A 20,288-nucleotide genomic window follows, 5' to 3' on the forward strand; every position below is an offset into this window, starting at 1 on the left:
GAAAATATGTACGAATGGGAACTTACGGTTAGCGGCCATGATACCGATAATGAGAATCATTATCAAGTAAGTGTGAGTTTGTGTGAGTTTTACAGAAGAAACAAGGTCACCCTGGCGCCTGTTATCACATGAACACGTTTGGATTTTGCAGACGAGGCTGCAAAGAGGCATACTGACAGTCACGGCGCACAGGACGCGCCGCCCAACAAGATCAAAAGGTAAGTTCGTGAACACAATCGACAACAAAAGCGTGCAGACGAAAACATTTCGCTGGAAACGCTGGCAGCGCTGGGCCGTTGGCACCGGCTGCGCCCTCGCCGCCTACAGCGCGGCCGGCTTCTGGCTGGTGCCCTATGTCATCAAGCACCAGCTGCCCAAATTTGCAGAGAAAGAACTCGCGCGCCAGGCCAGCATCGCCGATGTGCGCTTCAACCCGTTTACCCTGCGCCTGGAAGCGCACCAGATCGCTTTCAAGGAAGCGCCTGGCGTGGATGGCAAGAGCGATGCGCCGCTGCTGACCATCGGCGCCCTGGCCGTGCAGCTGGAATGGAAATCCATCGTGCGCCGCGCCTGGAGCCTGGCGGAAATCCGCATCACGGCGCCACAGGCGCATTTGACCATCGCGCCGGACGGCAAGTTCAACCTGGCCGAAGTGCTGGCCACCTGGCAACGCAAGCACCCGGAAAAGAGCGACGGCGGCATGCCGCGCCTCGTCATCGCCCACTTTGCGCTGGAGCAAGGCAAAGTGGATTGGCAAGACCAGAAGGCGGGCTATGCGGACAACTTCACGCCGATCAATTTTACGCTCGACAATATCTCCACCCTGCCCGACGCCAACGGCAGCTACAGCCTCAGCGCCGATGCGGCGCGCGGCGGCAAGCTGCACTGGCGCGGCACGGCCTCGCTCAGCCCGATTCGCGGCGAAGGCGAGCTGATACTGAACGACGCTTCCCTGCCCGGCCTGGCCGCGTATTTGAAAGCCTATACGCGCGCCACGGTGACGAGCGGCAAGCTGTCGGCGCGCCTGCCCTACGCCTTTTCCTATGCCGACGGCAAGCTGGAAGCAACCGTCAAAGGCGCCGGGCTGGCCTTGCGCGACTTGGCGCTGGTACAAAGCAGCAAGGGAGAGGCCTTTACCTCGCTGGACACCTTGGGCATCGCTGGCGTCAACGTGGATCTGGCGCGCCAGAACGTCACGGTGGATAAAATCAATCTGTACGGCGGCAAGGTGGCCGTGCGCCGCGACAGCAAGGGCGAGATCGATGTGGCGAACCTGATGATGCCGGGTAATCCCGCACCCGCAGCATCGGCCACTGCAGCACCTGCCAAGCCTGGCAAGTGGAAGGTGGATTTAAAACAGCTGGCGCTGGCCAATGTGGACGTGTCCGCCATCGATGAAACCGTCTCGCCGGCCCTGCAATTGAGCGCGAAACAGTTGCAACTGCAGCTGCAACTGGGCTTGCAACAAGGGCCAGCGGGCATGGCCACCGTCATCGACGGCGCGCACTTTGCGCTGGCCGATCTCACCATGCAGCGCGGCGCGCAAACGCCGTTCACACTGGCCCAACTGGGTTTTACGGATGGCAAGATCGACCTGGCGGCGCATACCGTGCACGTGGGCGCCGTGACGGCCAGCGGCGCGCAGATCGACCTGGCGCGCAACCGCCAGGGCGAATTTGCGATTGCGCAACAGCTACCCGTGTTTGCCTCCGGCAAGGCTGACGCAGGCAAGGAAACCCCGTCCGCGCCCTGGTCCACCAAGGTAGACAAGGTAGAACTGAGCAAATTCGGCGCCCGTTTCGATGATGCGGGCACTGGCATCCAGGGCACGCTGCAGGATGCCCGCCTGTCCCTGCACAACGTCAGCAACGACATGAAGCAGGCGCTGCCATTTGAGCTGGGCGTAGGCCTGCGCGAAGGCGGTGTATTGACGGCCAACGGCAAGGTCGTGCCGGGCACGGGTGCCGTCGATGCGCAGCTGAATCTGCAACGACTGACCCTGGCTCCTGTGCAACCGTTGCTGGCGCAGCATGTAAAACTGAAGCTGGCGGGCGGCACCCTCTCCGGCAGCGGCCGCCTGACGACGGGCGGCGGCGCGCCGAAAGCGCCCAAGGTACGCTATGAGGGCGGCGTGGATATCGCCGGCCTGGTGCTCAATGAAACGGATGGCAAGCGTTTTGCGTCATGGAAAAGCGTGCGCGCCGACAAGCTAACGGCCAGCGTGGGCCCCGATTTTGTCGACATCCCCGAGCTGCGCGTGGTGGAACCGAATGCCCAGCTGATCATCGAAAACGACCGCAGCCTGAACGCCCAGCGCTTGCTGGTGAAGGCGCCGGAACCGGCAACGGCACCCGTTGCCGCCGCCACGCCGGCAGCCGACGCCGCCTTCCCCGTGCGCGTGCGCCGCGTGCGCCTGCAAAATGCCAAGCTGGACTTTGCCGACCTGAGCTTGCGGCCCCAGTTCGCCGCCAAGATTTATGAACTCAATGGCGTCATCACGGGTCTGTCCACCAAGCGCGATGCGCGCAGCCAGATCGAACTCGATGGCCGCATCGACGAATTCGGCCTGGCCCGCGTGCGCGGACAATTAAATCCCTTCGCCCCGACCGACAACACGGACTTGAACGTGGTCTTCAAGAACGTCGACATGGTCTCCGCCTCGCCGTACACGATGAAGTTCGCCGGCTACAAGGTGGCTGAAGGCAAGATTTCGCTGGACTTGCAATACAAGGTGCGCAACCGCCAGCTCGACGGCACCAACCAGATCGTGCTCGACAAGCTGACCCTGGGCGAACGCATCGACAGTCCTGACGCCCTGAAACTGCCGTTGGAACTGGCGCTGGCCATCCTCAAGGATAGCGACGGGCGCATCGACCTCGGTTTGCCCGTGTCGGGCGACATGAACGACCCGCAATTCAGCTATGGCGCGCTGATCTGGAAAGCCGTGGGCAATGTGCTGACGAAAATCGTCACGGCGCCGTTCCGCGCGCTGGGCAACTTGCTCGGCATCAGCGCCGACAAGCTCGAATCGATCGACTTCGATGCGGGCAGCGCCGTGCTGCTGCCGCCCGAGCGGGAAAAGCTCAAGCAGGTGGCGCAAATCCTCGCCAAGCGCGAACAGCTGAAGCTGGCCGTGCCGGGCCAGTACAGCGACACGGACGGGGCCGCCCTGCGCGCCCAGGCCGTGCGCCGCGCCGTCGCCGCCAAGGCCGGCATCAAGCTGGAAGCGGGAGAAGAACCGGGGCCGTTGAACCTGGGCGAACGCAAGATACGGGGCGCCCTGCGCGAGCTGTACGGCGAACGCTTCGGCAAGGCCGAGCTGGACAAGCAGAAGAAGGCGGCGGAGTCGGCTGCGCCTGGGGCAGCGGCGGCCGCCTCCATTCCGGCTCCGGCCAAAATCCCCGTCTTGCAGCGCCTTGGCAAGCTGATCGAGGGCGAACCGCAAGTGGCCGACACGGGCGCTTTCTATAACGGCTTGCGCGAGCAACTGGAAGCCAGGCAGCCGCTGCCTGCCGACGCCTTGAGCAAACTGGGCGCCCAGCGCAGCGCGGCGATTCTGGCCGCCCTGCAGCAGGACGGCACGCCCACAGCCAGGGTCAGCGCCGGCGCGCCGGAGAAAACGGAGGCCGCGCCTGGCAAGCTGGTGGGGTTAAAGCTAGGATTGGCGGCGCAATAGTCTATTGAGTAGGGCCTTGCCAGCCTGAATCGCCACCAGTCGCTTGGACTCTTCTGATCCATCGTTCATGAAAGATGAAAACCGATGGATCGTCTTGGGGGCCTGGGTGTCCTGGCAGGCACCTGGTGTGCGATCTCGTAGCGGCCTAAGCCAACGACGAGGCAGGGTCAGGCGTCTCTATGGCTGGCCCTGCAGAGACTCCTGCCTCGCTCAAGTAAGAGCAGGCCTTTCCTTGTCAAAACAGAAGGCGGAGCCCGGCCCCGGTTTCCAGGCGCTAGTATATTGTGCATGTCTATTGCACAATGACTAACATCCACAATGTGATGCTGCAGGACCTTGGCGGCAACTTCTCCGACGTCGTCAGCTTCAGCTTCCTGGTCGACCAAGTGGTGGCCGTATCGGAGCCGCCCACGCTGGCCATCATGCTGGCCGGCCTGGCCGGCATGACCGGCATGATGCTTTGCCGTACTCTCCCCAACCAAGGAGGCAATCATGGCTAGTAAGCCACAGATCGGCACGGGCAACGCCACGGTCATCAACACCGGCGAAGAAGTCATCGTCTCGATCACTGTTGCCAACATCGGTAACGAGACCGCCAGCAAGGTGTTCCTGACCGGCGCCACATTGGGTGCGGCACGGCGAATCAGCCCGCAGAATTTTCCGGTGTACATCGGTAGCCTGACGAACGAAGGCAGCGGCAGCATAGGCGCCAGATTCAGCCACACCGGGCTAACGCCCGGCCAACAATACCTGCTGACCCTGCGCGGCACCTACGAGGCCGGCGGCACGCTGGGCTTCGTCGTCAATCGCTACGTGATGATTCCGCAGCCGGCGCCGTATGCCTCGCCACGTCTGCGCTCGCATGTGAACGTGCTGCTGAATAACGCCACGTGGACCTACACCATCTTCAACGACGAGCCGCTGGGCAGCTCCTTGTATATCGCCGCCTTCCACCTCGACATCGCTGCGTCGGCGGCGGTGACTGCGTGTGCTTTACGACGCCGAATGGCTCGGGCGTCTGCGTGCACGGCAATACTCCTTGTGCCGGTTTACCCACCTGCAGCTCCAACGACGATTGCCCACCGGGATACGGTTGCGCCGGCTCAAATTGTTGCGGCGGCACCGCATTGTGCGGGCCACTGTGCTCCGACCTGACGAACGCATCGATCATCTCGCCGTTTGGCGGCGCTCAACGTTACGATGGACCTACCCTGGGAGGAAAGAGATAATGGACGCGTTTACATTGCCATTCACCGTCTTACGCCTGCTGGTAGGCGGCATCTTGCTGATGGCCGCTGCCGGCAAGCTGCTGCACCGGCAGGCGTACGCTCAAACGCTGGCGGAATTCGGCATTCCCGCTGCGTTGCAGCCGCAGCTGGCGTGGCTGATGCCGACGTGCGAACTGGCGATCGCCTTCATGCTGACGCTGGCGATGTCCACGTGGTGGGCCGCCATCGCCGGCGCCGCACTGCTGGCGCTCTACAGCGCCGTGCTGGCGTACAAGCTGCAGCAAGGCCAGCGGCCCAGTTGCAACTGCTTCGGTCAGCAGGACGCCACGCCGATCGGCCCCACTACGCTGCTCAGGAACGGGGTATTGCTGTCGATGGCGGGCGCGCTGATTTACGCCGGACCGGCATACGCGCATGCTCCTGTATGGCCGCATCTAGCCGAGATGTTGGTCACGGCCCCGGCACTGTCGATATGCATCGCCGTGATGGCGCTGCAATGGTGGCTGCTACTGCATACGCTGCGCCAGAACGGGCGCCTGATCTTGCGCATGGATACGCTGGAGCTGCGACTCGACGCCACCAACATTCAGCCACTGCATGCGCTCGACATGCGGCCGCGCGGACTGGCAGTCGGCAGCATGGCGCCGGACTTCGCGCTGCCGGAAATGGGCACTGGCGAAGCGAAGACGCTGGCGCAGCTCAGGTCTGTCGGCCTGCCGGTGCTGCTGGTCTTCTCCGACATCGCCTGCGGCCCTTGTGCCGAACTGGCGCCGCGCATTGAGAGTTGGCATCGGCAATACCAGGGCTTGATCAGCACCGCCGTCATCCTGCGCGTCGATGCCGGGCAGCTGCACCGTCCACATACCGCCGGCTCCTGCACCACGCTGCTGCAAGAGGACCGAAAGGTATCCGAGCGCTACGACGCGCTGGTGACTCCGAGCGCCGTACTGGTGTCCGCCGAGGGGACGATCGCATCGCATCTGGCGCTGGGTTCAAAAGACATATACGATCTACTGGAGTCGACCGTACCGCAGATTGATGAAAACCGGAATATCGCCGCTTAAATCCCCACGACAGGCAAGCCGGCTACTGCTGACGGTCAGCACTTGCCTGCACCTGATCACCGCACTATTTCTGGCCAACGGTAGCGGCATCGTCTTTCGGACGGCGCTGTGCGCCTGGTCGCTGGCGCCCTACCTATTGCTGGCACTTGCGCTACAACGCAGCAAGAATTGCGGCGGTCTGCTGGCCGGCGCCTTGCTGATGCTGCTGTTGGACGCGCACACCTACTGGTCGGTGTGCGTGGCCCCGCAAAGCTCCACTGCTGCATTGGGTCTGCTAATGACACCGTTGTTCAACCTGTTCTGCATGGTGCCGTTATCGATTGCAGCCAACATGTGGCTGGGCCACAGGCGACCTTAGAGGGGAGTCCGGTTTTTTACACTTGATCTGCGACAGAGTACGTCCCGATGAGCCCAATCTCGACTTCAGCGATTTTCCCTGTTTTGCCGCAGAGCGGATAGAACTGATTGTGTAAAAAGACGACGCAGTCATGCTGTGCGGCAACGCCGAGGCGGCGCTGCACAGCGATGCCGCCCCCTACTTGTCTTTGCCTCCCGCTGACACCCCCTCGTCCGGCAACGCAAACGCCACCAGGCTGTCGCCCATCTTCGTACCCAGCGACCCGTGGCCGCCGGCCATCACCACCACATATTGCTTGCCCGTCTTGTCGGAGACATAACTCATCGGCGTGGCCTGGCCGCCGGCCGGCAGGCGGGCCTTCCACACGGTTTTGCCGTTGCGCACGTCGTAACCGCGGATGTAGTAGTCGAGCGCGCTGCTGAGGAAAGCCACGCCGCCGCCCGTCGTGCTCATGCCACCCAGGCTCGGCACGCCCAGCGGCAAGGCGATGGGCACGGGGGCGCTGTCGCGCGTGGTGCCGTTCTTGTGCATCCACACTTTTTTCATGGTACGCAAGTCGACGGCGGCAATATAGCCCCAGGGCGGCGCCTGGCATGGGAAGCCCAGCGGCGACAGGAAGGGCTTGATTTCCACGGCAAACGGCACGCCCGTCTGCGGCTGCAAGCCCATTTCCGAGCCCGTGCCGCCCTTCGCGTTGGCTTGCGCACGCGGCACCAGGCGTTCCAGGAAGCCCATGTAGTCGGGATTAACTAACAGCAACTGACGCACGGGATCGACGGCCGCCCCGCCCCACTCGAAGATGCCCAGCGGACCCGGCGAGATGATGGCGCCCTTGATCTTGCCTTCGGCCACCGTTTGCGGCGTAAACGGCCCCTCATAGCGGTGCTGGCGGAAGATGATGCGGCAGGCGAGCTGGTCGAATGGCGTGGTGCCCCACATATCCGTTTCGCTGATGTGCTTCTCGGGCAGGAAAGTGAGGGCCGAGAACGGCTGCGTGGGCGACAGCTTGTCGCCAGGCGCGGCGTTGGCCGTCGGCACGGGTTTTTCCGGCGCCGGCACGACCAGGCTGCCGTCGCGCCGGTCGATCACATAGATGTCGCCCCGCTTGGTCGTGGCCACGACCGATGGAACTTTGCCTTTCGGCGTGTCGATGTCGACCAGGGTGGGCTGGCCGCCGATATCCATGTCCCAGATATCGTGGTGCACGGTCTGGTACACCCAACGCACCTTGCCCGTGGCAAGATCGAGCGCGACGATGGCGCTATTGTATTTCTCGCCGTTCGGATTGCGCTTGCCACCCCATGTATCGGGCGTTTCATTGCCCATCGGGATGTACACCATGCCCAGCTTTTCATCGACGCTGGACACGCCCCAGGAATTGGGCGAGTTGTTGGTGTACGTCTTGCCGTCGGCGATCGGCGCCGTGTCGTCCGGGTTCGAAGCATCCCAGTTCCACATCAGTTTGCCAGTGACGGGGTCGTAGCCGCGGATCACGCCCGACGGTTCTTCCGTGGAAAAATTATCGGTCACGCTGGCGGCCATCACCACCACGTTTTGCGCCACGGCCGGCGGCGACGTCGGCATCAGAAAGCCCCGCTTCTTCATGCCCATGCCGTGGTACAGGCCGATCACGCCATTTTCGCCAAAGCTCCTGCACGCCGCGCCCGTATCGGCATTCACGGCGATCAGGGTCGCATCCATGGTGGGCGCGAAGATGCGGCGCGGGCATTCCATGCCGGCCGCCTCGGGCGCAGGGTCATCCTTGGCGCGGCCCGCGTTGACGTCCCAGTAGGCCACGCCGCGGCAGATCATGTGCTGGTAGCTGGACGCATCGCGGTTGATCTTCGGATCGTGGCGCCAGAGCTCCTTGCCCGTATCCGGGTCCAGCGCGATGACGATGTTATGCGGCGTGCACAGGTACAGCATGCCGTTCACTTTCAGGGGCGTGACTTCGTTGGCGATCTCGCCCGGATCGTTCGGCCCCTTGAAGTCGCCCGTGTGGTACACCCACGCCTGTTTCAGCCGCCCGGCGTTGGCCGGCGTGATCTGCGCGGCCGGCGCGTAGCGGTCGCCATAGCCGGAACGGCCATACGCGGCCCAGTCGTTGGGCGCCACGCCCGGGGCGACATCGCCTTGCGGCGCGGCCGCCATGTTCTCGGCCGGCACTTCGCCGTGCAAGGTGTAATAGTCCTGGAACAGCGAGAACACACCCACGGCGGCCGTCAGCACGACGGCGGCGGCCAGCGCGCTCTTGCCCGCGTCGCGCGGTTTCGCGCCGGCGACCAGGGCTGGCGCCAGACGGCGGTCGACGAACGGCAGCAGCAGCCAGACGGCGGCGGCGAACCAGATATCGAGGCGCGGCAGCAATTGCCACCAGTCGAACTTCACTTCGATGACGGACCAGATCAGGGTGGCGAACAGCAACAGCGCGAGAAACAACTGGGCGCTGCGCCGCCCTTTCCACACCAGCGCGCCCGCGAACAGCATGCCGATGCCGGCCACGACGTAATACCAGGAGCCGCCAAGGCTGACGAGCCAGGCGCCGCCCCCAAGGAGCGCCAGGCCCAGCAAGATGAAGAGGACTGCGGTGAGGATAAGCAAGGGTCCAGGCCGGGCAGAGGCAGTCATGATGCTCCTTTACAAGAGTCAGTCGGCGGCACGCGATTGCGCACCGTATTTGATGGCGATCAAGAAGTCCCATTTTTTCACTATTTGGCCAAGCGTGGCACACGCGAGAACGCCCGGTGCGCGCGGTGTGGCGCTGTTCCCACCGCATTCCCGACTGCTGCCCTGCCATGCTGCTTTTTATCGTGCAATTTTGATAAATAAAATTAAATCACACAAATAAATAACAAATTACTCGAATAAAACAAATTTTTATCGTAAAATGAAAAAAACAAGCAAACGAACCGGTTTTTCCGATTTTCAACCTTGAAGTGGAGCACCCATCATGACCATCGCCAAACGCCTGTATGCATTGATACTCTGCGTCGTCCTCGGACTAGCCGCCCTGACGGGCTTCAGCATCTATGAAATGGAGCGCGTCTACACGGCGGCCAGCTATACCACCGTCAACACCGTTCCCAGCCTGCTGACCTTGCACCAGGCAGTTACCCCTTTTGCAAATATACGTGTAGCTGTCTGGCAGCATCTGGCCAGCAGGGATGCGGCCGCGCACGACAAGCTGGAAGCGGACATCAAGGTAGCGCGCGCGGCAATCGGCCAGGCGCTCGACAAATATGAGAAAGAGTATCTTTCTGATGAGCAAGATAAAGCGCTGCTGGCCACGGACCGCGATGTACTGCTGCGTTACGATGGCATGCGCGACAAGGTACTGGCCCTGTCGAAGGCGGGCGACCTCGACGCGGCGCGCGCTTTGCTGATGGCCAACCAGCCCATCATCAAGGAGCTGATCGACGCCCTCGCCGCTCACTATAGCTACAACGAAAAGCTGGGCAACATGGGCGCGGCCGAAGGCACGACCGTCGCCGCCAACGCCCGCTGGATTTCCATCAGCGTGGCCCTGGCCGTGATGGTACTGGTGGCCGGCATGGGTCTGCTGCTGGCGCGCCGCATCGCCTCTTCGCTCAAGAATGCCATCGACGTGGCCCACACCATCGCAGGCGGCGACCTCAGCGTGCAAATCAGCGCCACCTCCAAGGATGAAGTGGGACAACTGATGACAGCCCTGGGCGAAATGAGCGAGAGCCTGGTGCGCATCGTCGCCGAAGTACGCTCCGGCACGGAGACCATCAGCACGGCCTCGAGCGAAATCGCGGCAGGCAACCTGGACCTGTCGGCACGCACGGAGCAGCAGGCCGGTTCGCTGGAAGAAACCGCTTCGGCCATGGAAGAACTGACGGCCACCGTGCGGCAAAACTCGGACAATGCCCGCCAGGCCAAGCAAATGGCCGTCAGCGCCTCGGACAAGGCGGTGCGGGGCGGCGAGGTGATGAGCGACGTCATCCGCACCATGGAAGCGATCGACAGCGCCTCCAACAAGATCGCCGACATCATCAGCGTCATCGACGGCATCGCCTTCCAGACCAACATCCTGGCCCTGAATGCGGCCGTGGAAGCGGCGCGGGCAGGGGAACAAGGACGCGGTTTTGCCGTCGTGGCGACCGAAGTGCGCAACCTGGCGCACCGTTCGGCGGCGGCCGCCAAGGAAATCAAGGCGCTCATCAGCGACTCCGTGGAGCAGGTGGAGCAAGGTGGCAAGCTGGTCCAGCAAGCCGGCGCGGCCATGACGGAAGTGGTCGACACGGTACGCAGCGTTACCGACATCGTCAGCGAAATCTCGGCCGCCAGCGCCGAGCAAAGCACGGGCATCGACGAAATCAACCGCGCCATCACGCAGATGGATGAAGTCACGCAGCAGAATGCGGCGCTGGTCGAAGAAGCGGCGGCGGCATCGCAATCGCTGCAGGAGCAGGCGAGCAACCTGGCCAGCGTGGTCGGCGCCTTCAAGCTGGCGCACGATCAGGCCAACGCGACGCAACACAGCACCCCGGCGCGCCATGCCCCCGCCGCCAAGCCACCGGCAGCGCGCAAGGCGGCGCCGCTCAAGCTGGTCGCACAGCGCGACCCCGCTCCTGCCCGCGGCACGGCCAGCGCCGGTGCCGGCGGCGATTGGGAAGAATTCTGAACCCGTCGCCATGACATCCGTTTTCAACCACTCTCACTGCATGCAGGCATTGCCATGAACTCCTTCCTTGCGGTCCATCCTTACCTTCGTTGCGACGATGTCTCGCTGATGCGGCCGGCGCTGGCGCTGGCGGGCCTGTTGCTGCTGCTGGCCGCCCTGCTCTGGCGCCGCCTCCACTGGCGCCAGGCCGGCCGCGCGCCGACCGCCAGCGCGACAGTTGCCGATCTGCATCAGCAGCTGCAAATGCGCAGGGCCACCCAGCCGGCCAAGGCGGCAGACACGGTACCGCCGCCACAGCCCGAGGGGCTGGACACGCCGCCGTTCGAGCTGGCCCGCCTGGACGCCATGTTCGGCTACGACCGGCGCCTGCAGGGTGAGATTCTGGCCCTGTTCGTGGCCGAGACGCGCGACCGGCTGGCCGGCATCGCCCATGCGCTGCGCTGCGAACGCCCGGCCCCGGCACGCGTACTGGCACAAGAAATTGTCGACAGCAGCTACGCCATGGGCCTGCTTCCCTTGCAGGCACTGGCGCGCCAGGCCGTGCATGCGGGCTTTTCCAACGATATCGACGCGCTGCGCCGCCTGCATGCGGACCTGCTGATGGCGCTCGATGCCCTGTCGCAAGCGGTCTCGGCCCTGCAAACGGGCGCCGCGCGGGCGGATGACTGCAGCGGCATCGGGAGCCGGCCATGAGTGCGCACCGCGATCTGGCGGGCCTGCTCGGCGGCGCCACCCTGCCCTCGCCCGCCTGGCGGCACCACTGGCTGGCGACGCTATGCCAGCAGGAAGTGTCACTCGCTGAGCTGGCCGAACAACTGGGCTGCGATCCGGCCCTGACCGGCAAGGTCATCGGCCTGGCGAATGGGGCCGTGCCGCCGGGCGGGCGCCAGCATGCGGCAGTCGACGCCGCGATGCTGGCCGCCATCGGCCTGCCCGCCCTGCGCCAGGCGTTCGCCATCCCGGCCCTGCCAGCGGCCACGTGTGCGCACTTCGACGAGCAGCGATTCTGGTCGCACTCGCTGGCCATGGCCTGCGCCGCCCGCGTGGCGGGCGATGCGCTGCAGCTGGCGCCGAGCAAAGAGCTGTACACTTGCAGCTTGCTGGCCAACATTGGCCAACTGGCCTTGGCCGCGCTGCATCCGCAAGCGTATGGAGAACTGCTGGGCCAGTACGGCGGCGCTGCCAGGGCGCTGCTGCTGTGCGAGGAATCGCGGCGCTTCGGCCACCATCAACTGGCGCTTTCAGCCCGCCTCATGCGGGGCTGGGGCATGCCGGACATCCTGTGCGATGCCGTGCGCTGCCATGCCGCGCCGCCCGGCTTCGGGCAGGCCGGACGCATGACGGAGCTGGCCTGGCTGCTGCAACTGGCCAGCAGTTTCGCCGACCTGATACTGCGCAATGGCGTGGGGCCGCGCGGGCCGGCCACGGCCGCCGCAAGGGTACTGGGTCTGGATGTGGACCACATGGAAACCCTGCTGCGCCACAGTAACGCGGAGTGGAGCGAATGGCGCGAAATCCTGGAACCACCCGCCCGCGTCGCCACCTGCCGCACGCGCACGCGAGTCCGCCCCGCCACGCGGCAGGTTTTTAGTGAATTCATCTAATTTGTTGAAATTGATTTTTTGAGCGTGATTGCGTATCATTCCATTCAACTTCATCCTCGACCATAAAAGTCCATCATGCACACTGCAGACGTATGCACTACCCAAAAGGCTGCCGAAATCCTCGGCATCTCGGTCACATCGGTGCAGCAATTGGTCGAGGCCGGCGTTATCGAAGCCTGGAAGACCAAGGGCGGCCACCGGCGCATTCCCCTCGCGGCCGTCGAGGCCTACAAGGGCAATCCCGGCCAGCCAGGCCAGGATCAGCGCGCGGCACGCGCCAGCCGCCCCGCAGCATCGGGCCGCCCGCCCTCCATCCTGGTGATCGAAGACAATCCGATCGAACGCGCGCTGTATGAAAAGCAGATCGGCTCATGGGGCTTGCAGGCAAGCTTGCGCTTTTGCGAAAACGGCTACCAGGCGCTGATGGAAATAGCCCGCGACCAGCCCGACATCCTGCTGGCCGACATCATCATGGAAGGCATCGACGGCTACGAAGTGATCCGCACCATCCTGGCCGACCCGCTGCTGGCGGACATGCATATCGCCATGCTGTCGAGCCTGACGCCGGAGGAACTGGAAGAACGCGGTGGCGTACCGCCCGGCGTGGTGTTCTTTGCCAAGCCCGTCAATTACGACGAGCTGCGCGGCTATCTGCGCGCCTGCTGCGCCGGCCACGCGCGGCGCAACAGCCTGGCCGCCTAATTCGCCACCGCTTTCCCCGGAGCCCCCATGCAAGCCTATCGCCACATCGATCCTGCCGTGCTGTTCCAGGCCACCGGCCATGACCTGGAGATGTTCCGCGCCCTGTCGCAGACCTATCTCGATACGGCGCCGGCCATGTTTGCACGCGTGGAGCAGGCCGTGCGCAGCGGTACGGTGCCCGCCATCGTGCATAGCTGCCATACCTTGCGCGGCACCGTGGCCCTGCTGGGCGCCCGCGCGCTGACGGCCCGCCTGGCGGAGCTGGAGCAGCTGGTGCGCCACCAGGGCGTGGCGGCACCGGGCTGGCTGGCGGAAACGGCAGCGCTGGTCGGCGCGGTGGAGCAGGAGGTCTGCCACAGCATGCGCGAGTACACGGGCGCGCAGGCATGAACGCCCGCCAGGCCGTCCTGCGCCTGGCGCACCGCTATCGCCCGCGCACCACGGCAGCCGTGGTGGGCCTGGTGCTGGTATGCCTGCTGGCGCTGCGCATCGTCGTTTCCGGCGTGCTGCTGCACCGCGAAGCCGTCGATGACTGGCAACAGGACCTGTCCAACCTGTCGCTGCTGCTGGCGGAAAACACGGCGCAAAGCATGACGGCGGCCCGCCTGGTGCTCGACAGCGTCAGCCACGACATCGACGCCGCCGCCCCCCCGGACGCACCCGCGCTGGCCGCCGCCGTCGGCACCCCGGCCATGCACCAGATGCTGCTGCAGAAGATCGGCGGCGTGCCGCAAGTGGACGTCGTGTCCATCGTCGGCAGCGATGCCAGCGTGCTGGCCTTCAGCCGCGCCTATCCCGCGCCGCCCATCCGTCTCGACGAGCGCGACTACTTCGAGTATCACCGGCGCCACCCGGACGGCGGCATGCACGTCAGCGCGCCCGTGCAAAACAAGGGCAATGGCGCCTGGACCTTCTATATCAGCCGGCGCATCAGCGGGCCGGACGGCCGCTTCCTGGGCGTGGTGCTGGTGGGCCTGTCGTGCGACTTCTTCAGCAAATTCTTCCAGAACAGCAGCATCGGCGAACACACGGCCTTTTCCCTGTACCGCAGCGACTACACGCTGCTGGCACGCTGGCCGGCCGTGCCCGCCATGATGGGCCAGCGCAACCTGACGGGCAGCACCTACCGCCTGCTGGAACAGGGCAAGACGCATGGCGTGCTGCAGGTGGACTCGCCGCGCGCGGCCGACCAGGGGCGTACGGTCGACCGCCTGGCCGGGGTACGGCTGGTGCGCGACTATCCGCTGGCCATCAACGTGACCATTACGGACGAGGTCTACCTGGCGAGCTGGCGGCGCATGCTGCGCACCATGGGCGGCGCGGCGGTCATCAGCCTGCTCGTGCTGGCCGGCGCCATCGCGCTGATCATGGCCCTGCTGCGGCGCCAGGAGCGCGACGCGGCCATGGCGCTGGCGCTGCAAGCGCGCGCGGAAGCGGCAAATTCTGCCAAGTCGCGCTTCCTGGCCATCATGAGCCACGAGATCCGCACGCCCATGGCCGGTATCGCCGGCATGGCCGAACTGCTGCAGGAAACCGGACTCGAGGCGTCACAGCGGCAATATGCGCAGCGCATCGGCGATGGCGTGCAGCACCTGATGCGCATCCTGAACGACATCCTCGACCTGTCCAAGGTCGAGGCAGGCCAGATGAACATCGAACTGCGCGACTTCGATCCGCGCCTGCTGCTCGATGACGTGCTGGCCCTGCACCGCCCGCACGCCGACCGCAAGAAGCTGCACCTTGCCAGCGAGATCGGCGACAGCGTGCCGCAGCGGGTGTGCTCGGACCGCACGCGCATCGCGCAAATCCTCGGCAACCTGCTCAGCAATGCCATCAAGTTTACGCCCTCCGGCAGCGTCACCGTGCGCCTGCACCTGGAAGCGGCCACGCCGGACGGCGCCGGCGCCTGCCTCGTCGCCAGCGTCAACGACCAGGGCATCGGCATGAGCCAGCAGCAGCTGAGCCGCATCTTCGAGCCGTTTTGCCAGGCCGACGACAGCATCAGCGGCACGTATGGCGGCACGGGACTGGGTCTGAGCATCTGCAAGCACCTGCTGGCGCTGCTGGGCGGCGAGATTTTCTGCAGCAGCGAGCCCGGCGCCGGCTCCCGCTTCACCGTGCGCATTCCCTGCCAGGAGGCCCGGGCGCCAAGCGCCGCCACGCCGCAGCCGGAGCCCGCTGCGGCACCGGCGCCCGCCCCCCTGCCCGCGCCCGCATCAGGACCGGGCGCGCGCATCCTGCTGGTCGAGGATACGGCGCTGAACCGCCAGTTGGTGTGCCTGCAGCTGGCCGCCCGCGGCTACCACATCGACACGGCGGAGAACGGCGCACTGGGCCTGCAGGCGCTGGCCGGGCAGCAGTACGACCTGGTCCTGATGGACTGCATGATGCCCGTCATGGATGGCTACCAGGCTTGCCAGGCCCTGCGTGCCCGCGAAGCGGCCAGCGGTGCGCCGCGCCTGCCCGTCATCGCCCTGACGGCCGGCGTGACCGAGGACGACCGGCAACGCTGCGTGGCGGCCGGCATGGACGACTATCTGTCCAAGCCCTTTACTGCCGCCCAGCTGCGCGCAATGGTAGAGCGCTGGCTGACGCGCTAAGCAACCTGGACCAACCTGGGCCGGCGCTGAATACAACACTTCCGCATAAAAATCAATTTATTCGATAAAATCAATTATATTCGCTATAATTGACAAATCAACGCGCCAGTGATGCCGGACATCCGCGCATGACGGAAACCTGGCAGACGTGGCGGAGGCGGCATGCGGGAGTACAGATACTGGAAGGCCATGGCCTGGGAGCGCTGCGATACGCGCACCCTGCTGTCGCTCTTCATGGCGGTCCTGCTGGCGGGGCTGTGGAGCATCACCATGCTGCAATTGCAGCGCGCGCACGACGCCGCCATCACCGATGCCGGGCGCGATGCGCGCAGCATAGCGCGCGTCTTCGACGAACACGCGATCCGCACGATCGAGGCGGCGGACCAGGCGGTGACCTACCTGCGCGGCCGCTACCAGGCGCTGGGCCAGCACCTCGACATCGTGGCGGACCTGCAGCAAGGCCTCAATCCCGGCCCCCTGTACAACCTGTTTACCATCGTCGACGAACGGGGCGACACGGTACTGTCGAGCCACGCCTTCAAACCGACCAACCTGGCCGACCGCGAACACATCCGGGTACACATGCGGCGCGACAGCGGCGAACTGTATATCAGCAAGCCGGTGCTGGGGCGCGTGTCGAAAAAATGGTCGATCCAGATGACGCGCCGCATCAACCATGCCGATGGCCGCTTCAAGGGCGTGGTGGTGGTCTCGATGGACCCGTATTACTTTACCCGCCTGTACGACGAAGTCGACCTGGGCGACAACAGCTCCACCGAACTGGTCGGCAACGACGGCGTGGTGCGCGCGCGGCGGGTAGGCGCCGTCAACACCATCGGCCAGGATATCGGCGGCAGCAAAGTATTTTCCTTGATGAAAGGTAAAACGCGGGGCAGCTTCACCGAACGCAGTCCCGTCGATGGCTCCCTGCGCTTTTATGCATTCGAAAAACTGGCCGGCTACCCGCTCTACATGCTGGTCGGACTGGAGCGCGACGCGGTATTGGCCGACTACGTCTCGCGCCGCAACCAGGCCTTGCTGATGGCGGCCATCACGAGCGTGCTGATCGTGCTGTCCTGGGCGGCGCTGGTGCTGCTGATCAGCCGCCTGGTCGACAGCCGCGCCAGGGCCATCGCCGCCAGCGAGGCCAAGTCGCGCTTCCTGTCGAACATGTCGCATGAATTGCGCACGCCCCTCAATGGCATCCTGGGTTTCTCCGAACTGCTGCTGGAGCAGCTACGCGAGCCGGAACAGGCCGCCTACGCGCAAACGATACAGGACAGCGGCCGCCAGTTGCTGGCCATGGTCGAGGCGGCGATGGAACTGAGCGCGCTTGAAAACGACCAGGTGCGGCTGGCGTCTGCCGCCGTGCCGCTGGACCAGCTGCTGGCGCTGGCGCTGGCGCCGCACCGGCAGCGCGCGGCGCACAAGGGCCTGCTGCTGGCCTCGCACATCGCGCCCGCAACGCCGCCCAGCATCGATTGCGACCGCGCGCGTCTGGTGCGCGTGCTCGACATCCTGCTCGACAATGCCATCCGCTACACCTCCGCGGGGCGGGTCGATGTCCACGTCATGCAGAGTGGCGCGGACCTGCAGATCGAGGTGCGCGATACGGGCATCGGCATCGCGCAAGCACAGCAAGCCGACATCTTCGACAAATTCTCGCAGGCGGACGATTCGCCGAGCCGCGCCCATGGTGGCGCCGGCATGGGCCTGGCCATCGCGCGCCAGCTCGTCACCTTGATGGGCGGCAGCATCGGCGTGGCCTCCGCGCCGGGCCACGGCGCCGCCTTCCGCCTGCGGCTGCCGCTGGGCGGCATGGCCCGCGCGATGGCGGCGGACGGCGAATTGACCACACTTTCGCATGCATAGTCATACGTAAAAGTTGTCCTGCGTGCGTATCGGGTATAGCATCGCCCCATGACCTATCACACAGATGCGGCGGCGGTACGCAGACAATGGATCGAATGGCTGTTTTTACTGCTCGGCTTGCTCCTCGTGGCTGCCGCCCTTGCCTACGCGCATCTGGCCGAAGCCGCGCGGCACGACGCAGCCGAGCGTGAGCGGCTCAGCGTGCTGACGGCACTGCTGGCAAAAAATATCGAAGTCGACCTGGCAGCGACCAACCTGGTGCTCGACGGCGTGATCCGCGACTATCTTGTTGCCAGTGCCACGGAAGACGCCGGGCAAGCACTGCCCCGGCGCCTGGCCGCAGTGGTCGACGCCATGCCGGGCGTGCGCGCCATGCTGGTCATCGATGCGAAGGGCAAGCCGATCGCCACCAATATCGCGCAACTGGCCGAGCAGGATTTTTCGCATCGCGGCTACTTCCAGACGGCGCGCGACGCCCCTGATGTGCGCATGCTGTACATCTCGGCGCCCTTCCATTCCCTCAAGGGCGACCTGGTCATCACGGCGTCGCGCATGGTGCAGGACAAGCAGGGCCGCTTTGCCGGCGTGGTGGTGGCCACCCTCGATCCCGAATACTTCACGGCCAAGTTCCGCACCGCCATGTATGCCCCCGACGTCTGGGCCGTGGTGCTGCATGGCGACGGCCGGCAATTCCTGAACTATCCCGCCAGGACTGCCGATGGCGGCAATGTGGACGTGCCCGGCAGCTTCCTGCGGCGCTTTCGCGACAGCGGCTATCAGGCTGGCGTGCTGAGCGGCGTCCAGATAGCCGGCACCAGCGCCGCCGCGCCCCGCATCATGGCCATGGCGACCATCGCGCCTCCCGCGCTGCACATGGACCGTGCCATCATCATCGGTCTGAGCCGCGAAGAAGCGGCCATCGCCGCCCCGTTGCGGCGCCAGGCGCTGGCCTACATCCTGTGCTTTGCCATGCTGGCGCTGGCCGGGGCCAGCCTGCTGTTCTGGCGCCAGCGGCGGCGGCGGCAGCAAACCGCCTGGCATGCGGAACAGGAAACGGAGCGCCAGGCCATGCAAGCCGTGTCCGACAGCGAAACGCGCTTTCGCACCTTGATCGAAGATGCGCCCGTGGCCATCGCCATCCTGCGCCACGGCCGCTTCATCTACTCGAATCCCCGCTACCGCAGGCTGCATGGCTACTCGTTCGAAGACGATCTGAACGGCCTGCCCTGGTCCGCCATGATTTCCGCGCAATCGCAGGCGGCACTGGCCACCAACGAAGCGCTGATCGAGGCGGACTCGCCCAGCGAACAGGTGTTCGAAGCCGTCGGTCTGGACAAGCAGGGCCTGCCCGTGCCCGTCTTCAAGACCACCACGCGCGTGATGCTCAAGGATGGACCTGCCACCTTGATCTTTGCGCAGGATATTTCCGTGCAAAAGCAGGCGGAAGAGGCCATGCTGCTGGCGCGCGATGCGGCCGAGGCGGCCAACCGCAGCAAGGCCGAATTCCTCGCCAACATGAGCCATGAAATCCGCTCGCCGCTCAACGCCATCCTCGGCATGGCATGGCTGCTGGAACGTGGCAGCCTGGACGGGGCAGGACTCGAAATGACGCGCAAGATCCGCGCCGCCGGCCAATCCCTGCTGGGCATCATCAACGACGTGCTCGACGTGTCGAAGATCGAGGCCGGCCACATGAGCATCGAACAAGCGCCGTTCCGCCTGGCCGAGGTGACCGAGAAGATCGCCGCCAGCATGGGCGTGGCCGCGCATGACAAGCCCATCGCCGTGCGGGTCGGTCCCTTGCCCGATGGCGTCGACCTGTTGCTGGGCGACGCGCTGCGGCTGGAACAGGTGCTGGTCAACCTGACCAGCAATGCCATCAAATTCACGGCGCAGGGCACGGTCGAGCTGTTGAGTACACTGGAAAGCCGCGACGGCGATGCCGCGCTGCTGCGTTTCAGCGTGCGCGACACGGGCATCGGCATCGCGCCCGAGGCGCAGGAAACGATCTTTTCCGCCTTCGCCCAGGCCGACACGTCCACCACGCGCCGCTTCGGCGGCACGGGCCTGGGCCTGACCATCTGCCGCCAGCTGGTCAGACTGATGGGCGGCTCGCTGCGCCTGCAAAGCCGCCTGGGCCAGGGCAGCGAATTCAGCTTCACGGTGCCGCTGCAACTGCTGCCCGCAGGCACCCTGTCCTCGCCCGACATGCAAGCCTTGCATGCCTTGCTGGCCGATGCCAACGCCGACGCGCGCGAGGCCGTTGCCGCCGTGGCGCAGGGCCTGGGCTGGCGCGTGCATGCCGTGTCCGACGGGCGGGCGGCCCTCGACTATGCGCTTGCCTGCGCCGACGACGCACGGCCCGGCGTCGTCCTGCTGGCCGCGCGCATGCCGGAGCTGGATGGCGAAGCGACGGCGCGCGCGCTGCGCGAATACCTGCCGCCACAAGATTGCCCCGTCGTCATCCTGGCAGCGGGCGGCGTGCCGGCCACGCGGCCGGCACGCCGCCATACCGACCCGGCCGATCCGGCCGAC

General features: G+C 65.1%; 14 protein-coding genes. 13 read left to right on the forward strand and 1 reads right to left on the reverse strand.

The genetic code is table 11. The features are described from left to right. Positions 1-226: 226 nt before the first annotated feature. The 5 genes from K0F86_RS15705 (at position 227) to K0F86_RS15725 (ending at position 6,327) form a co-directional block, all read left to right on the forward strand. A complete protein-coding gene (locus K0F86_RS15705; RefSeq protein WP_257572176.1) occupies positions 227-3,676 on the forward strand; it encodes a DUF748 domain-containing protein in 3,450 nt (1,149 codons plus the stop codon). Between the two features lie 302 nt (positions 3,677-3,978). Continuing rightward, positions 3,979-4,176, forward strand: a complete 198-nt coding sequence (locus K0F86_RS15710) for a hypothetical protein (RefSeq protein WP_219135279.1) — start codon at positions 3,979-3,981, stop codon at positions 4,174-4,176. After that, positions 4,169-4,831 (forward strand): hypothetical protein, encoded by a 663-nt coding sequence (locus K0F86_RS15715; protein ID WP_219135280.1) that lies wholly within the window; start codon positions 4,169-4,171, stop codon positions 4,829-4,831. Before K0F86_RS15710 ends, K0F86_RS15715 begins: the two co-directional genes overlap by 8 nt. 73 nt (positions 4,832-4,904) lie before the next feature. Further along, on the forward strand, positions 4,905-5,969 hold the full coding sequence (locus K0F86_RS15720; RefSeq protein ID WP_219135281.1) for a MauE/DoxX family redox-associated membrane protein: 1,065 nt from the start codon (positions 4,905-4,907) through the stop codon (positions 5,967-5,969). Next, on the forward strand, positions 5,944-6,327 hold the full coding sequence (locus K0F86_RS15725) for a hypothetical protein (protein ID WP_219135282.1): 384 nt from the start codon (positions 5,944-5,946) through the stop codon (positions 6,325-6,327). Before K0F86_RS15720 ends, K0F86_RS15725 begins: the two co-directional genes overlap by 26 nt. Positions 6,328-6,504: 177 nt before the next feature. Here the strand turns inward: K0F86_RS15725 and K0F86_RS15730 are convergent, their stop codons facing one another. Continuing rightward, the gene (locus tag K0F86_RS15730; protein ID WP_219135283.1) at positions 6,505-8,955 is read right to left on the reverse strand and encodes a membrane-bound PQQ-dependent dehydrogenase, glucose/quinate/shikimate family; all 2,451 of its coding nucleotides are present in this window, start codon (positions 8,953-8,955) and stop codon (positions 6,505-6,507) included. 322 nt (positions 8,956-9,277) lie between these two features. Here K0F86_RS15730 and K0F86_RS15735 point away from each other — a divergent pair, with 322 nt between their 5' ends. The 8 genes from K0F86_RS15735 to K0F86_RS15770 form a co-directional block, all read left to right on the forward strand. Continuing rightward, entirely contained in the window at positions 9,278-10,975 is a 1,698-nt protein-coding gene (locus K0F86_RS15735; RefSeq protein WP_219135284.1) for a methyl-accepting chemotaxis protein, read from the forward strand. A gap of 54 nt (positions 10,976-11,029) precedes the next feature. After that, positions 11,030-11,668: a hypothetical protein gene (locus K0F86_RS15740; protein ID WP_219135285.1), complete on the forward strand. Its 639-nt coding sequence runs from the start codon at positions 11,030-11,032 to the stop codon at positions 11,666-11,668. Next, complete coding sequence (locus tag K0F86_RS15745) at positions 11,665-12,579, forward strand: HDOD domain-containing protein (protein ID WP_219135286.1); 915 nt, start codon at positions 11,665-11,667, stop codon at positions 12,577-12,579. Before K0F86_RS15740 ends, K0F86_RS15745 begins: the two co-directional genes overlap by 4 nt. 75 nt (positions 12,580-12,654) lie before the next feature. Beyond that, entirely contained in the window at positions 12,655-13,281 is a 627-nt protein-coding gene (locus K0F86_RS15750) for a response regulator (RefSeq protein WP_071077537.1), read from the forward strand. A gap of 27 nt (positions 13,282-13,308) precedes the next feature. Continuing rightward, complete coding sequence (locus K0F86_RS15755; protein WP_219135287.1) at positions 13,309-13,671, forward strand: Hpt domain-containing protein; 363 nt, start codon at positions 13,309-13,311, stop codon at positions 13,669-13,671. After that, positions 13,668-15,881 carry a hybrid sensor histidine kinase/response regulator gene (locus K0F86_RS15760; RefSeq protein ID WP_219135288.1) on the forward strand — a complete coding sequence of 738 codons (2,214 nt, stop codon included), beginning with the start codon at positions 13,668-13,670 and terminating at the stop codon, positions 15,879-15,881. Before K0F86_RS15755 ends, K0F86_RS15760 begins: the two co-directional genes overlap by 4 nt. Before the next feature lie 162 nt (positions 15,882-16,043). Beyond that, on the forward strand, positions 16,044-17,753 hold the full coding sequence (locus K0F86_RS15765; RefSeq protein ID WP_257572177.1) for an ATP-binding protein: 1,710 nt from the start codon (positions 16,044-16,046) through the stop codon (positions 17,751-17,753). Positions 17,754-17,801: 48 nt separating this feature from the next. Next, on the forward strand, positions 17,802-20,288 hold a 2,487-nt coding region (locus K0F86_RS15770; RefSeq protein WP_219135289.1), incomplete at its 3' end, for an ATP-binding protein.

It is taken from the genome of Janthinobacterium sp. UMAB-60 (assembly GCF_900095235.1).
Lineage (GTDB): Bacteria > Pseudomonadota > Gammaproteobacteria > Burkholderiales > Burkholderiaceae_D > Janthinobacterium.